This is a genomic window from Blautia sp. TF10-30, from assembly GCF_003481245.1.
GTDB lineage: Bacteria > Bacillota > Clostridia > Lachnospirales > Lachnospiraceae > Fusicatenibacter > Fusicatenibacter saccharivorans.
On record NZ_QUKM01000005.1, the window covers coordinates 26,691 to 46,739 of the forward strand.

The following is a 20,049-nucleotide window of genomic DNA, read 5'->3' on the forward strand; positions in this document are numbered from 1 at the left end:
ACTTCTCTCCTGTCCGCAGGATCAGCCTTTTAGTGATCCGAGCATAACACCCTGATTGAAGTATTTCTGCACTAACGGGTACATACACATGATCGGCGCGGAGGAAACCACGATGATCGCGTATTTGATGAGGTCGGCCATCTGCTTTGCCTCAACGGCTGCAGCGCCGGTACTCATGGCACTCATGGTCTGATTGCCGACCAGAATGCTTCGAAGGACAATCTGCAGCGGCTGCAGACTTTCGCTTCGGATATAAATCAATGCATTAAAGTAGGAGTTCCACTGTCCTACTGCTGCCCACAGGGCAATAACAGCGATAACGGCTTTGGAAAGCGGAAGCACAATCTTGAAGAAGAATCCAAGGTATCCACATCCATCCAGCTGCGCCGCCTCCCAGAGATCCTCCGGGATACTGTTGTTGAAGAACGTTCGTCCTACGATGATGTAATACGTTACAACGGAGAACGGAACAACCATAACCCAGAAGGTGTCCAGCAGATGAAATCTCTGTACTGCCAGGTAGGTTGGGATCAGACCGCCGGTGAAGAACATCGGGATCAGGTAAAATGCTGTGAAAAATCTTCTTCCATACAAATGCTTTCTGGAAAGCGCGTAGGAAGCCGGAACATTGACAACGAGTGTCACAAGCGTTCCCATAATTACGTAAGCAATCGTATTACGGTAGCCGGTCCACAGCTTTGCATAGCTCGCCAGCTGTTTGTATCCTTTGAAGTTAACTCCTTTCGGAAGGAACATAATCTGTCCGTTGGATACGGCTGCCGGATCACTGAACGATGCAATGATGATGAAGTACATCGGATACAGGGTGATGATGATCAGAAGCACGCCGATCGTATACAGGATGATATCGAAAATCCAGTCTTCTCTGGATTTCTTTACTTTATTTGTTGATACTGCTTTTGCTTTACTCATATCTTTGCTCTCCATTCCTATGTAGGCTCAAAATTCTGTCAGATCAGTGAGGTATCACTCATTTTACTGGAAATGAAGTTGACTGCCAGAAGAAGAATCAGGTTGATAATGTTGTTGAACAGGCCAATTGCAGCGGAAAGGCTGTACTGGCTGCTCACAAGACCCATCTTATACACATAGGTGGAAATGATCTCACTTGAGGTACTGTTCAGTGTATTCTGCAGCAGGTAAACCTTCTCAAATCCAACGCTCATGACGCTTCCCATTCTCATGATAAACATGATGGTTGCCGTCGGCAGCAGAGCCGGAACATCGATGTGGATCATTTTGTGCCATTTGTTGGCGCCGTCCATCGTTGCCGCTTCATACAGGGTCGGGTCTACAGAGGAAAGTGTTGCGATATAGAGGATACTGTCCCATCCTACATGCTGCCATGCCTCAGACCATACATAAATGTGTGGGAATGCTTTTGCACTTCCCATCAGGTTCGGGAGCTTGAATCCAAGCACTCCCACCAGCTTTGCGATAATACCTGTACTCGGGGAAAGGAACAGGATCAGCATTCCGGCCATAACAACGGTAGAGATGAAGTGCGGCAGGTAGGTTGATACCTGGAAGAATTTTTTAAACTTCTGTGCCTTCATCTGGTTAACCAGCAGTCCCATGATAACCGGGAGCGGGAATGTTACCGCGATGGTGTAAAGACTGATGATAATTGTGTTTTTAATGGTCAGACCGAACTGATAGGAGTTAAAGTACTGTTTGAAGTATTTCAGTCCAGCCCAGCTGCTTCCCATAATTCCATCCGCAGGTGTAAAGTTTTTAAATGCAATCACAATTCCGTACATCGGGTAGTACGTAAACAGTGCAAAAATGATAATGGAAGGAAGCATCAGTAAATATAATGGCCTGCTTCTTCTCACTCCCTCTACAAATCCTATGGAACTCTTCTTTTTGGTTTTACTATGGTTGGCGCTCACATATCATCCCTTCTTTCCTTTAGATTTCTTTTTCTCGTCTCAACCGATGAACATATTACACAAAAACTCGCCTCATTTTTCTAACATTTTCCGGCAGTCTGTATATTAAAAAAAAGACGTTTTCGCAACGTCTTTTTTTAAGTAAAATCTGTTTTTTGTTATCTATCACGTTTTTTTGTTATTGACACCATTTTTTTGTTATTTCTGACGGCTCCGGTATTCATTTGGCGTACATCCAACCAGCTCCCGGAACGTTTTACTGAAATAGGAAAAATTTCCGTACCCGACTTCCATCGCAATTTTGCTAATCGGCAGGGATGATGTGCGCAAATATTCTTTTGCCCGTTCAATTCTGCGCTCGGCGATATAATTTGGCAACGACATTCCCGTCGTTTTCATAAAAAGTTTGGAAACATAATCTTCCGAAAGAAAGACTTTTCCTGCCAGCACCGGCCGTGAGAGATCTTCTCCCAGATTCTGTTCAATATATTTTTTCAGCTGATCCACCACATTGTCGCTGTGTGTTTCGCTCTTTTTCTGTCCCTCCAGTACAGCAAACAGATATTCGATAAATTCCCGGCTTCCAACTACAGAAAGACAGGCTTCTCGTCTTCTGTGCTCGAATTCTTCTCTTTCAAAAATCTGTTCAAAAGCGATTCCACGGTCTTTTAAATAGCCATAAACCGTCTGAACCAGTTCTCCGATAAAACGAACGGTAAAATCTTTTCGCATTCCACCCGCAGCCCGGCGCTGTGTAATATAGCCCTGCAGAGATTTCCTTACCTGCTGCACAGAGTCCGTCTGCTCCATTTCTGCAAGATACGTTTTCCAGGATGGCTTTTGATATTCACGTTCCACAAAGTACCAGCGGTCTTCGTACAAAATTCCTGTCTCATCCGGCACGGCGTATTTTTCGATTTCTTCCAGTTTATCCCGGCTTTTTGGAATCTCTTCCAGCGTAACGGGTTTTCCCATATAGGTACAGAATCTTGCCGGAACCGCACCGGAAAGACACTTTCTCCATTCCTCCAGCTTTTCTTCATCCCCTGCATTTCGGATCACGTTCCGCAGTACAATCGCCCACTCCAGATCACTGGCATGGACAATGGCTTCCACACGCCGCCCTCTTGTTTCAAAAAATTCTGTCGTGACATTCTCAATCACAAAATTCTCCAGACTGATTTCTTTTTTATAATATTCTTTCGAAGGAATCTCCAGAACACGCAGCTGGATCAGGCAGAATTTTTCTTCCGGATCGTCATATTTCTTTTTTGCCTGCTCGATCCAGTATTCTTCCTGCATACACTGGATCAGAAGATCTTCCCATAGTTTCTTTTCTTTCTGTTCTGTATTTTCCTGTGCTTTTGTCTTCTGCTGTTTTTCCTTTACAATCTCGACCAAACGAAGAAGCGCGATTTCCAGATCTGTATTGGAAATCGGTTTCAGAAGATACTCTCTGGATGAAAGTTTCAGCGCCATCTGTGCATAGGCAAAATTTGCATAACTGCTCAGGAAGGCACATTCGATATCCAGTTTTTTATATCGGATCCATTCGAGCAGTTCCAGCCCGTTTCCCTGTGGCATGTCGATGTCACACAAAAGCATTTCGATTGGATATTCTTCCAGCAGTTTTTGCGCCTGGCGGATATTGTTTGCCGTAAAAACCATATCGATTCCGATTTTACTCCAGTTCACAGTCTCTTCCAGCTTATCGACCAGCAGCTTATCATCATCCACGATCAGAATAGTAATTGCCATAAAAAAGCCCCCAATATTTTTTAAGGCCAGCCGGCAGATTCCACTTACATAGAATATTCTGCCAGTTGGCCTGCTTAAAAACTATTATATCCTTTTTATTCTTTTCCGTCAAAGCAATAGGTACACATTTTGCACTTCGGCAGTCCAATGGATTCTACCAGATCATCGAGGCGGTGATACCGGAGGCTGGTAAAGTTCTGACGGCGGCAGATTTCCTGGCACATGGATTCGTAGCGGTCGCTCTTCGGATCTGCATATTCCTCCAGTGTTTTTTCTGCATTTTCTCCTTCTTTTTCGAGGATGATCCGTCTGGTAATCAGATCAAGCTCGGATTTGGAACGGGAAAAGTTCAGGAACTTGCATCCATACAGCAGCGGCGGGCATGCCGGGCGGACATGAACTTCTTTTGCACCGCTCTGATACAGAAACTCAGTCGTCTCCCGAAGCTGTGTACCGCGCACAATGGAATCATCAATCAAAAGCAGTTTTTTCTGATCGATCAGTGCCTGTACCGGAATCAGTTTCATGCGTGCGATCAGGTTTCTCTGCTCCTGATTGGTCGGCATAAAGGAACGCGGCCAGGTCGGAGTGTATTTGATAAACGGTCTTGCAAATGGAATTTTAGACTCATTGGCGTAGCCAATCGCATGGGCGATACCGGAATCCGGCACACCGGCAATGAGATCCGGGTGAACATCACTTCCCGCATCACGTTTTGCAAGCATGGCACCACAGTGATATCGCATCTCCTCGACGTTAATCCCCTCGTACGATGCTGTCGGATAGCCGTAGTAAACCCACAGGAAAGAGCAGATTTTCATCTCCTCCTGCGGCGGAACAAGCATCTCCACGTTCTCCGGTGTGATAAAGTCGATCTCTCCAGGTCCCAGTTCATGATAATCGGTATAGCCAAGATTCAGGTAAGCAAAATTTTCAAAGGAGGCACAGTAAGCGCCCTCTTTTTTACCAATGACAAGTGGCGTACGGCCTTTTTTATCACGGGCGGCGTAAATTCCGTCTTTCGTCATCAAAAGCAGCGTCATGGAGCCATCCACCACATCCTGCAGATGACGAATACCTTCCGTAATCGTTTTTTCGCTGCAGATCAGAGATGCTGCCAGCTCTGTGGCATTGATCTGTCCGGTGCTCATTTCCTGGAAATGCGTCCGTCCGTTTCCATAAACATTCTCCAGGAGCTTGTCCATGTTGTTAATCTTTCCAACGGTTGTAATCGCAAAGCTTCCAAGATGTGACTGGATCAGGAGCGGCTGCGGTTCATAGTCGGAAATGCATCCGATACCAAGATGGCCTTCCATCTCTGCTACATCGCGCTCAAATTTTGTACGAAACGGGGAATTTTCTATATTGTGGATTGCACGGCTGAAACCATTTGCTCCATAGGTCGCCATTCCTCCTCGTCTTGTACCGAGATGAGAATGATAATCTACTCCATAAAACAGTTCCAGCGTACAGTCTTCTCTTGATGCAACTCCAAAAAAGCCTCCCATTTGTCGTTTACCTCTCTTTTGTATTTTTTCTCCCTTGTGATGCGAAACGTATCGGTAATTCGGGCCATGGTCCTTTTACACCGTTTCGATTTGCACATACTTTCTTTTCTGTTATAGTGTAACACGATTTTTCCCGGATTGTAAAGTTTTTCTAATAAATTAGCTCACGAAAATAACTCACGTTAATAAATCATTTTCTGGCTGTTTTCACAAATTTTCCCGGATATGGTCGATAAACTTCGTTGCGGCAAGGCTGAATGGCTGTTCTCTTTTCCAGGTAAAAACACTGCGGCAGATGATCGGCGGATCTAAGAATCGTCCGACAATCTCGTCTTCCTTCCATAGTTCGGAGACTCCCTGCACCGTAATGAGATACCCGAGTCCCTTCCGAACCATTTTTGCTCCATTCGTCGGCATATTACAGGTAAATCGAACATTCAGCTTCTGATAATATGCTCCGAACCAGTTGGTAATCTCATTTTGCACATCCTGTCTTCTTGGCAGGATCAACGGAAGATCTTTTAAATCTTCCGGATGTACGACTTCTTTTTGTGCCAGCGGATCATCCGGGCGCATCAGCACCTGCTGCCGCTCTCCTTCTTTCAGACGCACAAACTCATATTTTCCCACATCAACCGGCTCCAGAAGCAGTGCAACATCCATCAGACCACGATCCATCTGCTCTTTCAATACATCTGCTGTTCCCGTCACCAGATCAAACGTCACGTTCGGATATTTTTGGCTGAAGGTTTCGATCAGATCTGCCAGAACATTCACAGACCTTGTCTCTCCGCATCCGATTGTCACATGTCCGTCGATCAGTGCTTCCTGCTCTGCCAGTTCTTTTTCTGTCTTATCAATCAGCCCGATAATTTCTTCTGCCCTGCGGCGCAGCAGGATTCCCGCATCCGTCAGCCGGATTCTCCTTGTTCCCCTTTCAAACAGGATCACTCCCAGTTCTTCTTCCATCTGGGACAGCTGACGGCTTAAGGTTGGCTGCGTAATATGCAGCATCTCTGCCGCACGGCTGATGTTTTCTTCCCGTGCTACGGCAAGAAAATAGCGAAGTACTCTTGTTTCCATATGTCTCCCTCTCGTTTTTCTCTCATTTTATTTCTGGCCTTTGTTTTATTTTGCTCTTTATTTCTTTTCCTTCCTGTTTTTCAGAAAGAATTTTCTTTCTTCTACTATATCGCTTTTTTTGTTTTCTGAAAAGAAAGTATTGATTCTTTTTTTCAAGTATGATACTTTGAAATTGTTGCGTACAGAGGTTCTGCGTTAAACTTAACGCAAATTTTCTGTACCTGTTTGCTATCCACAGAAATCAGAAACACGCGCATTTTTCTCTGATTTCCTATGATAATTTTTTGTATCAGGAGGGTTTTACTATGGTTTCACTTTTGCTGCCTGTCATTTATCTGGCATTCATCAGTCTTGGACTGCCGGATTCCCTGCTTGGCTCTGCGTGGCCGGTCATGTACCAGGAACTTGGAACTTCCGTTTCCGCAGCCGGTATCATTTCCATGATTATCTCTGCCGGAACAATTGTTTCCAGTCTGAACAGTGACCGGCTGAACACACGGTTTGGCACCGGAAAGGTCACCGCTGTCAGTGTTCTGACAACCGCTGTGGCACTGTTTGGTTTTTCCATCAGCCATTCTTTCTGGGCCCTGTGCCTCTGGGGAATTCCCTACGGTCTCGGCGCCGGAAGCGTCGATGCCGCTTTGAATTACTACGTTGCGCTTCATTATAAGGCGCGCCATATGAGCTGGCTGCACTGCATGTGGGGTGTTGGCTGCAGTACCGGCCCTGTTGTGATGAGCTGGGCAATCAGTCACCTGAACTGGAACAAAGGATATCTCATCATTTCCATTTTCCAGATTGTGCTGACATTGGTTTTGTTCTTAAGCCTTCCTCTTTGGCAGAAACCTGCCGGAGCTGCCGAAGAGGATACCTCTGTTCCGGCGGAGCGGAGTTTTTCCAGTCTGATCCGTGTTCCTGGTGTCAAAGAGGTGCTGATCTGCTTTTTCTGTTACTGTGCAGTGGAATCTACTGCTGGCATGTGGGCTGCAAGTTATTGTACACTGTTCCGCGGTATTGATGCACAGCGTGCCGCAAGCTGGGCCAGCCTGTTTTACATTGGTATTACCATCGGACGTTTTATCTGCGGTTTCGTTACCATGAAGCTGAACGATCAGAATATGATTCGTCTGGGACAGTTTTTCATCGCCGTTGGTGCGGTTCTGATGCTGCTGCCGTTTGGCGATTCCCTTCTTTTTATCGGCCTGATCCTGATCGGACTTGGCTGTGCGCCGATTTATCCTTCCATCATTCACGAGACACCGGCAAACTTCGGTGCCGACTTAAGCCAGGGAATCATCGGCATCCAGATGGCCTTTGCTTACGTCGGAACCTGCCTGATGCCGCCGGTTTTCGGTGTTCTCGGCCAGCATATTTCCTTCGGACTGTATCCGGTATTCCTGATGGCCATTTTGATTCTGATGGTTGTAATGGCAGAGCGGATGCACCGCGTAACGGCGGAAAAGAGAAATTCTTATAAAGCCAACTATTAATCCAATTATTCTGCAGCAGAATGGTCCCCTTGGATCAAACTCTGATATACTGCGTACAAAAAAGTACATCTGATCAGGTTACTCCCTGATCAGATGTACTTTTTGTAAATTTCGGAAATTTTTTCAAGCACGCTCCGCTTCAAACTCTTTCACCACATCCTCCAGCAGGTTTCTGATCTGCAGGTGCTGCAGACATACTTTCTCACATTTTCCGCATTTCACGCAGTCTGATGCCTTTCTGCCCGGTGCAGTATATACAAGATTGTGATAAGAAATACTGATACATCACGCCAATTTTCCTGTTTCATTCCTCAATCATGCCAAAGACATCTTCAATCTCGCCCATATACAGATAATGGAGATCGCCATCTTTATATAAAGTATCGCGCGTAAATTCCGGCAGATCTTCTTTCTCCATTCTGACCGCATAGATTTTTTTGCAGACAAAGGTCAGCCCTGCCTCTTCAAATCCAACCGCATTTCCCAGCATCTTCGGTGTCAGACTGGTCAGACTGATCTTATCCGGCACATCATTTCCCGATTTTGATCCCAGGATTCCAAGATCCTTCCGATATTTCTCTGGAAAAAAGCAGACCGTAAACTCGTCTTCCTTCTGCAGAATCTGATGCGTCCGGCGGCTTTCCCGGATAAATACGGTAATGATCTGCTTTCCTTTCTTTGGCGGTCCCCAGATCGTCCCCATCGTACCCCATCCGATCGTCATCGTATTATACTCCCTTGGCGTACCCGCAGTACACAAACCCCAGCGGTCATCAAAAATAGAAAACACATCATACTTTGCGGTTTTAAAATTCTCCATCGTAATGTTCATACTACATTCCCCTTTCGCTGATTTGCTTTGTTATCCTTAGCATACCGTACGGTAGTAACTACCGGGCAAGAACTTTTTTTCGAAGCCTTGAATTTTTATAAAAACAGGGAATTTTTTTATTTTAGAAATAAGAATTGTATGTTATACTAATGAACGTTGCCACTCCCAGACAGGCAGAGAAGGGAGGGTTGACAGTGCAAGAACTATTCATTTCATTTTTTCTTTCCGTTATGGCAAGTATAGTAGCCTACTATATCTGCAAATGGCTGGACGGTAAGAAATAACTGGCAGCCAGCCTAAGGTTTAAGCCGCCTTGCCCAAAAGGCACAGAAAGCCCCACGAGTTGCAGCTCGTGGGGCTTTTGTTGACTTTGCAAGCCATTCATTTCATTGCCTATCGGCATTATAGCATATGAAAATTTAAAATGCAATATTCTTAAGTTTTAAAAATAAGATTTCTTTTTCATCTATTTTTCCACAACGCAAAAACCGGAATGCTTACACATTCCGGTTTCCAGCAGAGCGCGAGACGGGATTCGAACCCGCGACCCCAACCTTGGCAAGGTTGTACTCCACCCCTGAGCCACTCGCGCATTTATTAATTTTTATCTTGCTAAGTGCTCGCTGCACCTTACAAATGATACTATACAGGAACTCCCCTCATTTGTCAATACCTATTTTCAATTTTTTTCAAAAAAAATCAAAAGTATCTACGATTCCCTCAATTTTCGCTCTCCATCAGACACCCGCACAGCTGTCTTCCCCCCACAAATTCACACCGAACCACCCTCCTGACGAATCCAGACTCCTTTCCATCCGTCCTCCCAACCCCACATGCTCACGCCGATCCGCCTCCTGGCGGATCCAGACGCTTTACCCCCGTCCCCACCGTCAGACCTCGCGTGGCTTCGTACCTGCGGTGCAGCGGGCATAGAAAAAGAGGGCAAGAACTGTGAGCGCAGAAGGGGCCCGGAAAAATGGGATGACCTCTGGTGCACAATACCAGAGGTCAAAACGCACTGAGTCGGGAAACCATCAGGTTTCCTGACGAATTGCGTTGATTCTCATTTTTCCGGGCCCCTTCCACGCCACAAGTTCCGCCCTCTTTTTCTCGCCCGCTGCACCGCAGGTACGAAGCCACGCGAGGTCGTCCGTATTCACCTCTACGCCTTCAGAATCGCGCTCAGCACATACTGATTATTTGAGAAGTTTTTCTGCGAAATATCCCCGAGTCTGATCAGGTCAACATCCAGCCACAGCTCCTCTGCTGCCACCATCATATTTGCAAACATAATCCCGAAATTCACCTCATCCCACTTCCGAAGCTTCTCCACACTGTGCTTCTTCGAGAAAATATGAATCCTGTTATCATACACCACAAATCTCCACGGCTGGCTGTTCATACTGGATGGCGACAGTCTCGCCGCTTCCAGCATCTGCGTCATCCACTGCCGCGGCACCTCTTTGAACACACAAAGATCCTCCAGCGGCAGTCTCTTTGCTTCACTTTGCCGTCTCGTATGCGAACCATGACTCTTACCAAAAGCGACGATCCCCACCAGCCGCTTTCCGTTCTTCTCAAGTTCCGCCTTTTTCACACGATTACTTCCGATAAAGCAGGTTCCCAGTCCGATACTGCACAGATACAGCACCATCTGTTCCATAATATAACCCACGTTCATCAGATATCGTTCTGACTCCTCCGAATAAAAAGCCATATAATACGGCGCCTTCACACTGAACATACTGAGCATTCTCTCCTGCCCTTTTCTGTTGTCCAGAATCGCCATATCCACACCGATGCCCGAAAACAGTGCCGGCATCTCCTTATAATGCTCCCAAATCTTATCCAAAGTCTGCGGCGGAAGCGTATCAAAACAATAATTCCTTACTGATTTTCTAACAAAAATAGCCTCATATAAATTCATACTCTCACCCTTACTTCATCTGCTATCCGTCTGTTTTTGTTACAGTTCACTGCTGAATGAACAGTAATATTTCTTTCATAGCCGGCCGCGGCCCGCTCCCCATTTTTACAGGAGCAAAGCCGCATTCCGAAAAATTTACGTTTAATCTTCCGCATTCGACAGAAATACGGAAATTCTCCCTCTTAATCGCAAATATTTTTCAATTTCCAGCTCATCCATTTTTACTCTGTAATAATATTGTAACATATCCAAAAACTTTTTCAAGGGAAAAACGCGCCAAATTTTGTATATTTTTCACACATATTTCCCATCAAATTTATGCAACTTTAAAACCTGTGCTTACGCTTCCGCGGTCAGCTTCTCCAGCTCCTCCACATAAGAAGCAAACACATCCAGCGCCTCTTCCACCGGCTCCGGCTTCGTCATATCGACGCCGCAGATCTTCAAAAGGTCAATCGGATCCATCGAGCAGCCGCCGCTTAAGAACTGTTTGTACTTCTCCACGATACCCGGCTCCCCTGCCAGGATCTTGCTGCTGATCGCAATCGCCGCCGAAAATCCCGTTGCATACTGATATACATAGAACGGTGTATAAAAATGCGGAATTCTCGCCCATTCCAGCGCGATCTGCGGATCCGAAATCATATCCGGTCCGAAATACTCCTTGTTGATCGACAGATACAGCTCCGAAATACCGTCCGCCGTCAGCGTGCCTTCCTCTGCCATCTTCTCATGAATCCGCTTCTCAAACTCCGCAAACATCGTCTGGCGGAACACCGTTCCCTTAAACTGATCCAGGAAATAATTCAGCAGGAAAATCTTCTCCTCTTTTTCTTTCGCATGCTTCAGCAGATAGCGGATCAGCAGTGCCTCGTTGCAGGTTGATGCCACCTCAGCGACAAAGAGGCGGTACTCCGCATACGTAAACGGCTGCGTATGGTTCGAATACCAGGAATGCAGCGAATGGCCCATCTCATGCGCCAGTGTGAAGACCGAATCGATATTTCCGTTAAAGCTCATCAGCACATACGGATGGGAATCGTAAGAACCCCAGGAGTAAGCACCGCTCTTTTTTCCTTCGTTCTCATAAACATCCACCCAGCGCTCCGAAAAGCCCTTGTCCAGCAGTGCCACATAATCATCCCCGAGCACGGCAAGCGCTTTCTTCACGATCTCGATCGCCTGCTCATACGTATATTTCTGCTCGTACTCTTTCGTCAGAGAAACGTAAACATCATACATATGAAGTTCATCCACACCGAGCAGCTTTTTACGCAGTGCCACGTAGCGGTACATCGCCGGCATTTTTGCATGAATCGCCTCGAGCAGCTTGTCGTAAACCGAAACCGGGATATTTCCGCCATCCAGCGATGCAGCCAGTGCAGATGGATATTTTCTTACATCTGCAAAGAATGCGGCCTGTTTCAGATTGGCACCGAACGTTGCGGCGAGCATGTTTTTGTGTTTTTCATACTCCGCATAATACTTCTCAAACGCTTCTTTTCTGACCCGGCGGTCCTTCGACTGTAAAAATCCGACGAAGGTGCCGTGGCTCAGTGGAACCTGATTTTCCTCTTCATCCGTGACCGGCTGGAATCTGAGGTCTGCGTTCGAAAATGCCGAGAAAATCTGATCCGGGCTGGATGCCATCTCTCCGGCTTTTGCAAGAACCGCCTCCATCTCCGGCGAGAGAATGTGCTCTTTCTTGCGGAAGTTTTCTTTTAATATGCGATCGTACAGACGGAGCGGCTCATATGCTTTTTCAAATTCTGTAACCGTCTCCTCGTCAAGCTCCAGGATCTCCGGCTCTACGAAAGAAGAGGCATCCGCAAGAACAGCCATCATGCTGTCCATCTTTCCGGCATAGCCCTGATACTTCTGATTTCCCATATCCTGGTGATATTTCTGGCTTGCATAGACATACAGGCTGGAAAAGACGCGGCTGATGTCATCCAGACCGGAAAGAACGTCATACAGCGCTTTTGCACTCTCTTTCATTGTTCCCTGTTTTGCGCGGAACGCTTCTATTTTCTTCGCAAGCTCCTGCTCTGTTTTCTCAAATTCTTCATCACTACCAAACAAACTCGAAAGATCCCAGCAGTACGCCGGATCCATCTCTTCTCTTTTTTTCAGTTTAATTTCTGCCATATTTCTCCCTTCATCCATCTTTTTAGACGGAACTATTTCTGCGGTTTTTCTTCTAATACTAATGTGCCGCACTTACGCTTAGTTTACCACAATTTAACCTCTAAATCTAAAATTTTTTCTTAATTTTCTTGACAAATCCATAAACCGATTGTATGATTGTACTATCAAATTAATACAGTAGTACAAAAGGAGTGAATGCCATATGCCATGGAATCTTGATTCCTCGCGGCCGATCTATCTGCAGATCATCGAGCGGGTACAGATGGACATCATCACCGGGCGCTATCAGCCGGGCGATAAGCTTCCTTCCGTCCGCGATCTCGCGCAGGAGGCCGCCGTCAACCCGAACACAATGCAGAAAGCGCTTTCCGAACTGGAACGCAGCGGACTGATCTATTCCCAGCGGACCAGCGGACGCTTTATTACCGAAGATAAGGAGTTGATTCATCAGATGAAAAAAGAACTTGCCGCCGCAGAAGTATCTGCTTTTGTTGCCCACATGAAACAGCTCGGCATAACCCCGGAGGAAATCCGGCAGCTACTTGCCGAAACGATTGAGGAGGAAGAAAATCATGAGTGAACTTGTAACGTGTAAAGACCTGACGAAGCGCTTCGGAAACCACACCGCGCTCGATCATCTCAACCTTTCCCTGGATTCCGGGAAAATTATCGGACTGCTGGGGCCCAACGGAAGCGGAAAGACGACGCTCTTAAAGCTGCTGAACGGACTGCTGACCCCGAGTGAGGGTGAAGTCCTCATCGCCGGAAATCATCCCGGTATTGAGACAAAACGGATCGTCTCCTATCTGCCGGATAAAATGTATCTCGGCAGCTGGATGCGCGTCTCGGATCTTTTAACGTATTACAGCGATTTCTTTGAGGACTTTGACATGTCCCGCGCCAATGCCATGCTGGAATCCTTAAAAATCAACCCGAAGGACCGTTTGAAAACGATGTCGAAGGGAACGAAAGAGAAAGTCCAGCTCATCCTCACGATGAGCCGCCGCGCAAAGCTCTACTGCCTCGACGAGCCGATTGCAGGCGTCGATCCGGCAGCACGCGATTACATTTTATCTACGATTTTAAACAACTACGAACCAGACGCATCCATCCTCATCTCAACACATCTGATTTCCGACGTCGAAAATATTCTCGATGAGGTCATCTTTATCCAGGAGGGCCAGTTAAAACTACACGCCTCGGTTGAGGATATCCGGATGCAGGAGGGTGAATCGATTGATTCTTATTTCAGGGAGGTATTCAAATGTTAAAAAAATGTCTGAAACATGAGTGGAAAGCATGCTGGAAAAACATGGCGCTGCTGAACGGTGCCGCCATTTTCATGGGCGCTCTCGGAGGCTTCGGATTCCTCTTTTCCCAGATTTCTGAGCTGCCGGATCTGCTGATCGTCCTCTATCTGTTTGCGTACGTTTTGATTGTGATCGCCGCATCCGTCATGACACAGGTGCTGATGATCCAGCGCTACTATAAAAATCTTTTTACCGACGAAGGGTATCTGACCAACGTCCTTCCGGTATCGGCAACGGATCATATTCTCTCCAAAATGCTGGTTTTCGGCGCATGGAGCATCTTAAACGCACTTTCCGTTCTCGCTTCCTTCGCTTTTTTGCTTCTGCCGTCCGCAATCCGGTATTTTACCGCAAACACCCTGCTTTTTTACAGCAAGACCATGACCTTTTCCGATTTTCTGTCCTATCTCTGGGCACAGATTACCGGTGTTGCCGATGCTGCTTTTTCCCTGATCGGCATCACGAACCACATCGGTATGGCACTGTTTTCCATCGTTGGCTTCTTCGCTTCGCTGTTCTTTGGCATTCTTCTGTTCTATGCCGCCATCAGCATCGGAAGCCTGGTATCCAGCCACAAAATTCTGACGGCTGTCCTCTCTTACATCGGCATGACTACCGTGATCCAGATCTTCGGCGGAATCAGCATCGTCCGTGTTTTCAAGGACTCCACACCGACTGCTGTGGTTACCACATCCTCGGTTTCCACACTTATCATCACCGTGGTGCTCTGCGTTGTTCTGTTCCTGATCTGCCGCTATATCTTAAGCAGACGGCTGAATCTTTCATAAAAATTGCATTAAAAAACGCCGCCGCGGACGAACCGAATCGTCTGCGGCGGCGTTTTGTATGCATGTTCTGCACTTATGCCAGATGCCAGATATCCTCGTTGTACTGTGCAATGGTACGGTCGGAGGAGAAGAAGCCTGCTTTTGCGATGTTGATCAGGCACTTCTTGTTCCATGCATCTTTGTTCTCGTAGTCTTTGTATACTCTTTCTTTTGTCTTGATGTACTCTTTCAGGTCGAGCAGCGTCATGAACCAGTCTTTGTTCAAGATCTCTTTGTAGAGTCTCTCCAGGCAAACCTTGTCGCCGATAGCAAGAAGCTCATCGCTGACGATGAAATCAACCAGCTTTGCAATCTCCGGATCTTCGTCATAGATGTCTTTTGAGCAGTAAGCAGCATCTGCGTACAGGTCGATGACATCCTGCGGTTTCTTTCCGAAGATGTAGATATTCTCTTTTCCGACAAGATCGCCAATCTCAACGTTTGCACCGTCTTCTGTTCCAAGCGTCAGGGCACCGTTCAGCATGAATTTCATGTTTCCGGTTCCGGAAGCCTCTTTGGATGCCAGGGAGATCTGCTCGGAGATATCTGCTGCCGGGATCACCTTTGCAGCTTTTGATACGTTGTAGTTCTCAAGCATAATCACTTTGAAGTACGGGCTTACCTCAGGATCGTTATCAATCAGCTCCTGCAGGCACAGGATCAGATGGATGATATCTTTTGCGATGATATAAGCCGGTGCAGCCTTTGCACCGAATACCATGGTGATCGGGGTTTTCGGCTTGTTGCCGCTCTTGATATCCATGTATTTGTAAATAGCGTACAGGGCGTTCATCTGCTGGCGTTTGTACTCATGAAGACGTTTTACCTGTACGTCGATGATGGAATTTTCATCCAGCGCGATATTCTGTGTCTCATACAGGAACTGTTTGAGATCCAGTTTACGGTTGTGTTTGATCTCCTCAAGTTTTGCAAGAACCTTCTTGTTGTCTTTGTATTTAAGCAGTTTTTCCAGCTCGTCGGCATCTTTTTTGAATCCCGGTCCGATCAGGCTCTCAATATACTGTGCCAGTTCACGGTTGCAGTGCAGCAGCCAGCGGCGGAAAGTGATTCCGTTTGTCTTGTTGTTGAATTTCTCCGGATAAATATCGTAGAACGGTTTCAGCTCGGAGTTTTTCAGGATCTCGGTGTGCAGTGCTGCAACGCCGTTAACAGAAAATCCGTAGTGGATATCCATGTGTGCCATATGGACGCGCTGATCCTTGTCGATGATCGCTACTTTCTCATCTTTGTATTTCTTCTTTGCCTGTGCGTCCAGCTCGTGGATAATCGGCATCAGGTGCGGAACAACCTCCTCGAGGTAATCGATCGGCCATTTTTCCAGTGCCTCTGCCAGGATGGTGTGGTTGGTGTAAGCACAGGTCTTGCTTACAACATCGATGGCTTCCTGCATGGTAAAGCCTCTCTCCTGCAGCAGACGGATCAGCTCCGGAATGACCATGGACGGATGAGTATCGTTGATCTGGATCACAACGTGATCATACAGCTTATGCAGATCGTAGCCCTTCTGCTCGCACTCCATCAGGATGAACTGTGCGCCGTTGCTGACCATGAAATACTGCTGGTAGATACGAAGCAGCTGTCCGGCACGGTCGCTGTCATCCGGGTAGAGGAACAGTGTCAGGTTTTTCTGGATCTGATGCTTGTCAAAGTTGATGCTGTCTGATGGAACGATACTCTCGTCTACCGTATCTACATCGAACAGATGAAGACGGTTACAGCCATTGTTGTAACCCGGTACGTCGATATCATACAGGGTAGAATGCATCGTGAAGTTTTTATACGGAACTGCAAAGGATACCGGCTGTCTGACGAGCCAGCTCTCATTTGTGATCCATGGATTTTTCACTTCTTTCTGTTTGTGGTCGACCAGAAGCTGGCGGAACAGACCGAAGTGATAATTAAGGCCGATACCGTCTCCCGGCAGGCCAAGCGTTGCGATAGAATCAAGGAAGCATGCTGCCAGACGGCCGAGACCTCCGTTTCCAAGGGACGGCTCCATTTCCATCTCCTCGATCTCGGTCAGCTCTCTTCCGTGAGCTGCAAGTGCTTTTTCAACTTCCTCGTACATGCCAAGGTTAATCAGGTTATTGGACAGCAGTTTTCCGATCAGAAACTCTGCTGAAATATAATACAGCTTCTTACTTCCGGTGTTTCTTTTGCGACCTGCCATCTCCTGTTTGGTGATAACCATCAGGGCTTCAAAGATTTCGCTCTTTGTGCAGTTGTCCAGATCTCTTCCAAAACGCTCTTTTAAGATTGCCTGAATTCTTTCTTCCATTTTTTTCTCCTCGTATTGCTGTGGATAAATTCCCACAGTGTCATTTAGTTGCGCTGCCATTCCGGATTTCCTGCAATTGGCAGCTTTCGCAGTTCCATTCAAAGCTTTTCCCTGAATGGGACGGTTCACTTCTGAATCACTTTTGGGGGCAGCGAAACAGCAAATATTTTACTGCTGCGCGATCCGCGACTTCGTAGATTCCCTTACGACGAGTTCCCCATCGTATACTTTGCTGCAGGGTTCTTCTTTTCCTGAAATTAAGGAAAACAGCATCTTCGCCGTCTCTGCGGCAAGCTGCTCCACCGGCTGACGGATCGTTGTGATGCTGGGTATATAATACTCTCCTGCATCAATTCCGTCAAATCCGGCGACGGAAATGTCATCCGGCACGGTAAGCCCTGCCTCTTTTAAGGCACGGCACGCACCGATTGCCAGCGTATCCGCGGTGGCATACAGTGCGGAAAACTCCGTCTTTTTTTCCAGAATTTCTTTTGTTATCTTGTACCCTGTGGCGAAAGAATACGTATCGTCCTTCGTCATATGAAATACCAGATCAGGGTCATAAGGTATCCCATGATCCAGTAAAGCCTGGCGGTACGCATTCAGACGGAGCCGTCCGATACTGATGTCGTCCTCGCAGGCGGTAATGATGGCAATGCGCCGGTGCCCGAGACCACAGAGATAATCTACCATCTTATAGCTTTCCCTGTAGTCATCGACCGATACGCTCGCGCACGGTTTTCCTCCGTCTGAAACCGCCCCGATTGTACTGATCACGTACGGAACCGGGATCTGCGCCATTTTCTCATGCGGATGCGTAAAGTTTCCGCCCAGGAAAATGATGCCGCGCAGTCGTTTTTCTTTGACGATCTCGATCGCGGAGTCTACCTCATTTGCCTTTTCCTCTACTCGCTCAATAATGCAGGCGTATTTCTTTTTTCGCACAACCTCTTCAATCACACTGATCATGTTGTTGAAGAACATGTTGTCCATGCCTTTTACCAGAATGGCAATCGCTTTCGCATTCGACCGCTTCAGGTTTCTGGCACTGTTGTTCGGTACGTAATTCGATTCGGCAATCACCTTTAAAATCATCTCTTTTGTTTCCGGATTGATGTCCGGATGATTGTTCATCGCTCTCGATACGGTACTCACGCCTACCTTACATTTGCGGGCAATGTCCCTGATTGTTACCTGTTCCATATTCTGCAGGCCTCTCCTTTAAACTCTGTACCTGTTCTGCCGGAATCTCTTCCGGCTTGTTTCCCCGGCCTGTTTTGCTTTCTTTCCAGCGCGTGTTTTTATTTTGCAATACGTGCTGTAATCTGTGTCAGCCGATGAATTCTCTTTGCCATTTCCGGTGTAAACTGTCCCGGAAGCAGGCGCCATTTCCAGTTATTTCCAAGTGTAGACGGATAGTTAATTCTCGCCTCCGTGCCAAGGCCTAAAAACTCCTGCATCGGAGTGACAGCCAGATTTGCCACGCTCTCCATTGACATGCGAATGAAATCCCACGGGAGTTCCTCGTCGGTACTCTTTGCATTTCCCATATACTCTTTGGAGAATTCGCGGTCTTCCTCACTCATGACATAATACCATCCAAGAATCGTATCGTTGTCGTGTGTTCCGGTGTAGACAACACAGTTTCTCTCGTAATTGTGCGGCAGATAATCGCTCTCCTCACGGGAGTCAAAAGCAAACTGCAGCACCTTCATACCCGGATAGCCGGATTCTTTTACCATTTCGATCACGCTCTCGGTAAGGTATCCCAGGTCTTCTGCGATAACGTCCACATCGCCGAGCTTTTCTTTGACGGTGTTGAACAGGTCCATGCCCGGTCCTTTTTCCCAGTGGCCGCGCTCTGCCGTCTGATCACCGAATGGGATGGAATAATATTCATCAAATCCGCGGAAATGGTCGATGCGGACAGTATCGTACAGTTTAAACACGTGAGCCAGACGTAACAGCCACCATGCATAACCTGTGCTCTTATGATAGTCCCATCTGTATAACGGGTTGCCCCAGAGCTGTCCGGTTGCGGAGAACGCATCCGGCGGGCATCCGGCAACTGCTTTTGGCTGGTTGTCCTCATCAAACTGGAACAGAACCGGATTTGCCCAGGTGTCGGCGCTGTCAAATGCAACATAAATCGGAATATCACCGATAATACGGATACCCTTTTCATTTGCGTATGCTTTCAGTGCTTTCCACTGTTTCAGGAACATAAACTGCTGGAATTTGTAAAATGCAACCTCCTCGGCAAGTTCTTCCCGTTTCTGATTCAGTGCTGCTTCTTCTCTGTCTTTTAATTCTGCCGGCCACTCACTCCAGCTGATTCCGCCGAGTGCATCCTTAATCGCCATATACAGCGCATAATCCTCCAGCCAGTAACCATTTTCCGATACAAATGCATCATATACGTCATCTGCCGCAAATCTTTCAAATGCTTTTCTGAGTACTTTGAAACGGGACAGATAAATCTTTTCGTAATCAATATACTCCGCGTTGTCGCCGAAATCGCACGCATCACACTCTTCTTCTGTCAGAAGTTCCTCTTTTACCAGGGTCTCCAAATCAATAAAATATGGATTTCCGGCAAAAGTAGAGAACGACTGGTACGGCGAATCTCCATATCCCGTCGGTCCAAGTGGAAGAATCTGCCAGTAGCTCTGGCCGGCCTCCTCCAGGCGATCCACAAATTCATACGCTTCTTTCGAAAAACATCCGATACCATATCGGGACGGCAGCGAAGCTACCGGAAGTAAAATACCACTTGCTCTCATTTTTTAACCCTTTCTCCTTGTCGTTTTTTCTATCCATCCGACCCCACAAATACATAATTCCTGTTCACGGATACGCAGCAAATTGTAACTTATGCAACCCCTATAGCCAGCTCATTTTGTTTCGTAAAAACAGGGCTGTCGGTATCTCGCCTGTATTTCCGGAAACGGTGT

At 46.9% G+C, this 20,049-nt stretch carries 15 protein-coding genes and 1 tRNA gene; 4 read left to right on the forward strand and 12 right to left on the reverse strand.

The window, feature by feature from the left end; genetic code table 11:
- Positions 1 to 21: 21 nt before the first annotated feature.
- From DXD02_RS06330 to DXD02_RS06350, 5 genes are all read right to left on the reverse strand, one after another.
- A complete protein-coding gene (locus DXD02_RS06330; RefSeq protein WP_118666577.1) occupies positions 22 to 933 on the reverse strand; it encodes a carbohydrate ABC transporter permease in 912 nt (303 codons plus the stop codon).
- A gap of 38 nt (positions 934 to 971) precedes the next feature.
- On the reverse strand, positions 972 to 1,856 hold the full coding sequence (locus DXD02_RS06335; RefSeq protein ID WP_243030501.1) for an ABC transporter permease: 885 nt from the start codon (positions 1,854 to 1,856) through the stop codon (positions 972 to 974).
- Positions 1,857 to 2,111: 255 nt separating this feature from the next.
- Positions 2,112 to 3,671 carry a response regulator transcription factor gene (locus DXD02_RS06340; protein ID WP_117813791.1) on the reverse strand — a complete coding sequence of 520 codons (1,560 nt, stop codon included), beginning with the start codon at positions 3,669 to 3,671 and terminating at the stop codon, positions 2,112 to 2,114.
- A gap of 95 nt (positions 3,672 to 3,766) precedes the next feature.
- The gene (locus tag DXD02_RS06345) at positions 3,767 to 5,179 is read right to left on the reverse strand and encodes an amidophosphoribosyltransferase (protein ID WP_118666578.1); all 1,413 of its coding nucleotides are present in this window, start codon (positions 5,177 to 5,179) and stop codon (positions 3,767 to 3,769) included.
- Positions 5,180 to 5,386: 207 nt separating this feature from the next.
- The gene (locus DXD02_RS06350) at positions 5,387 to 6,262 is read right to left on the reverse strand and encodes a LysR family transcriptional regulator (RefSeq protein WP_117813786.1); all 876 of its coding nucleotides are present in this window, start codon (positions 6,260 to 6,262) and stop codon (positions 5,387 to 5,389) included.
- A gap of 305 nt (positions 6,263 to 6,567) precedes the next feature.
- On the opposite strand from DXD02_RS06350, the gene DXD02_RS06355 reads away from it, so the two are divergent.
- Entirely contained in the window at positions 6,568 to 7,752 is a 1,185-nt protein-coding gene (locus DXD02_RS06355; protein ID WP_118666579.1) for an MFS transporter, read from the forward strand.
- A 304-nt stretch (positions 7,753 to 8,056) separates the two neighbouring features.
- Here DXD02_RS06355 and DXD02_RS06365 read toward each other — a convergent pair whose 3' ends face one another.
- From DXD02_RS06365 to pepF, 4 genes are all read right to left on the reverse strand, one after another.
- Positions 8,057 to 8,584, reverse strand: coding sequence for a flavin reductase (locus tag DXD02_RS06365; protein ID WP_118666580.1), 528 nt, complete (start codon positions 8,582 to 8,584; stop codon positions 8,057 to 8,059).
- A 520-nt stretch (positions 8,585 to 9,104) separates the two neighbouring features.
- Positions 9,105 to 9,176: transfer RNA gene (locus DXD02_RS06375), tRNA-Gly, on the reverse strand.
- 570 nt (positions 9,177 to 9,746) lie between these two features.
- Positions 9,747 to 10,511 carry a nitroreductase family protein gene (locus DXD02_RS06380; protein ID WP_022462268.1) on the reverse strand — a complete coding sequence of 255 codons (765 nt, stop codon included), beginning with the start codon at positions 10,509 to 10,511 and terminating at the stop codon, positions 9,747 to 9,749.
- 339 nt (positions 10,512 to 10,850) lie between these two features.
- Positions 10,851 to 12,659, reverse strand: a complete 1,809-nt coding sequence (gene pepF, locus DXD02_RS06385; RefSeq protein WP_227093653.1) for an oligoendopeptidase F — start codon at positions 12,657 to 12,659, stop codon at positions 10,851 to 10,853.
- Between the two features lie 202 nt (positions 12,660 to 12,861).
- Here pepF and DXD02_RS06390 point away from each other — a divergent pair, with 202 nt between their 5' ends.
- Genes DXD02_RS06390 through DXD02_RS06400 form a run of 3 tightly spaced genes read left to right on the forward strand, consistent with a single transcriptional unit; the run spans position 12,862 to position 14,757 of the window.
- Positions 12,862 to 13,239 carry a GntR family transcriptional regulator gene (locus tag DXD02_RS06390; protein ID WP_022462266.1) on the forward strand — a complete coding sequence of 126 codons (378 nt, stop codon included), beginning with the start codon at positions 12,862 to 12,864 and terminating at the stop codon, positions 13,237 to 13,239.
- Positions 13,232 to 13,930 (forward strand): ATP-binding cassette domain-containing protein, encoded by a 699-nt coding sequence (locus DXD02_RS06395; RefSeq protein WP_118666581.1) that lies wholly within the window; start codon positions 13,232 to 13,234, stop codon positions 13,928 to 13,930. The genes DXD02_RS06390 and DXD02_RS06395 overlap by 8 nt, the downstream gene beginning before the upstream one ends.
- On the forward strand, positions 13,924 to 14,757 hold the full coding sequence (locus DXD02_RS06400; RefSeq protein ID WP_118666582.1) for a hypothetical protein: 834 nt from the start codon (positions 13,924 to 13,926) through the stop codon (positions 14,755 to 14,757). The genes DXD02_RS06395 and DXD02_RS06400 overlap by 7 nt, the downstream gene beginning before the upstream one ends.
- Before the next feature lie 73 nt (positions 14,758 to 14,830).
- Here DXD02_RS06400 and DXD02_RS06405 read toward each other — a convergent pair whose 3' ends face one another.
- The 3 genes from DXD02_RS06405 to malQ all read right to left on the reverse strand — a co-directional run bounded on the left by DXD02_RS06405 (position 14,831) and on the right by malQ (position 19,878).
- Complete coding sequence (locus DXD02_RS06405) at positions 14,831 to 17,095, reverse strand: glycogen/starch/alpha-glucan phosphorylase (protein WP_055227980.1); 2,265 nt, start codon at positions 17,093 to 17,095, stop codon at positions 14,831 to 14,833.
- A gap of 168 nt (positions 17,096 to 17,263) precedes the next feature.
- A complete protein-coding gene (locus DXD02_RS06410; RefSeq protein ID WP_117802081.1) occupies positions 17,264 to 18,298 on the reverse strand; it encodes a LacI family DNA-binding transcriptional regulator in 1,035 nt (344 codons plus the stop codon).
- Between the two features lie 98 nt (positions 18,299 to 18,396).
- Positions 18,397 to 19,878, reverse strand: a complete 1,482-nt coding sequence (gene malQ, locus DXD02_RS06415; protein WP_117804707.1) for a 4-alpha-glucanotransferase — start codon at positions 19,876 to 19,878, stop codon at positions 18,397 to 18,399.
- Positions 19,879 to 20,049: the final 171 nt, after the last annotated feature.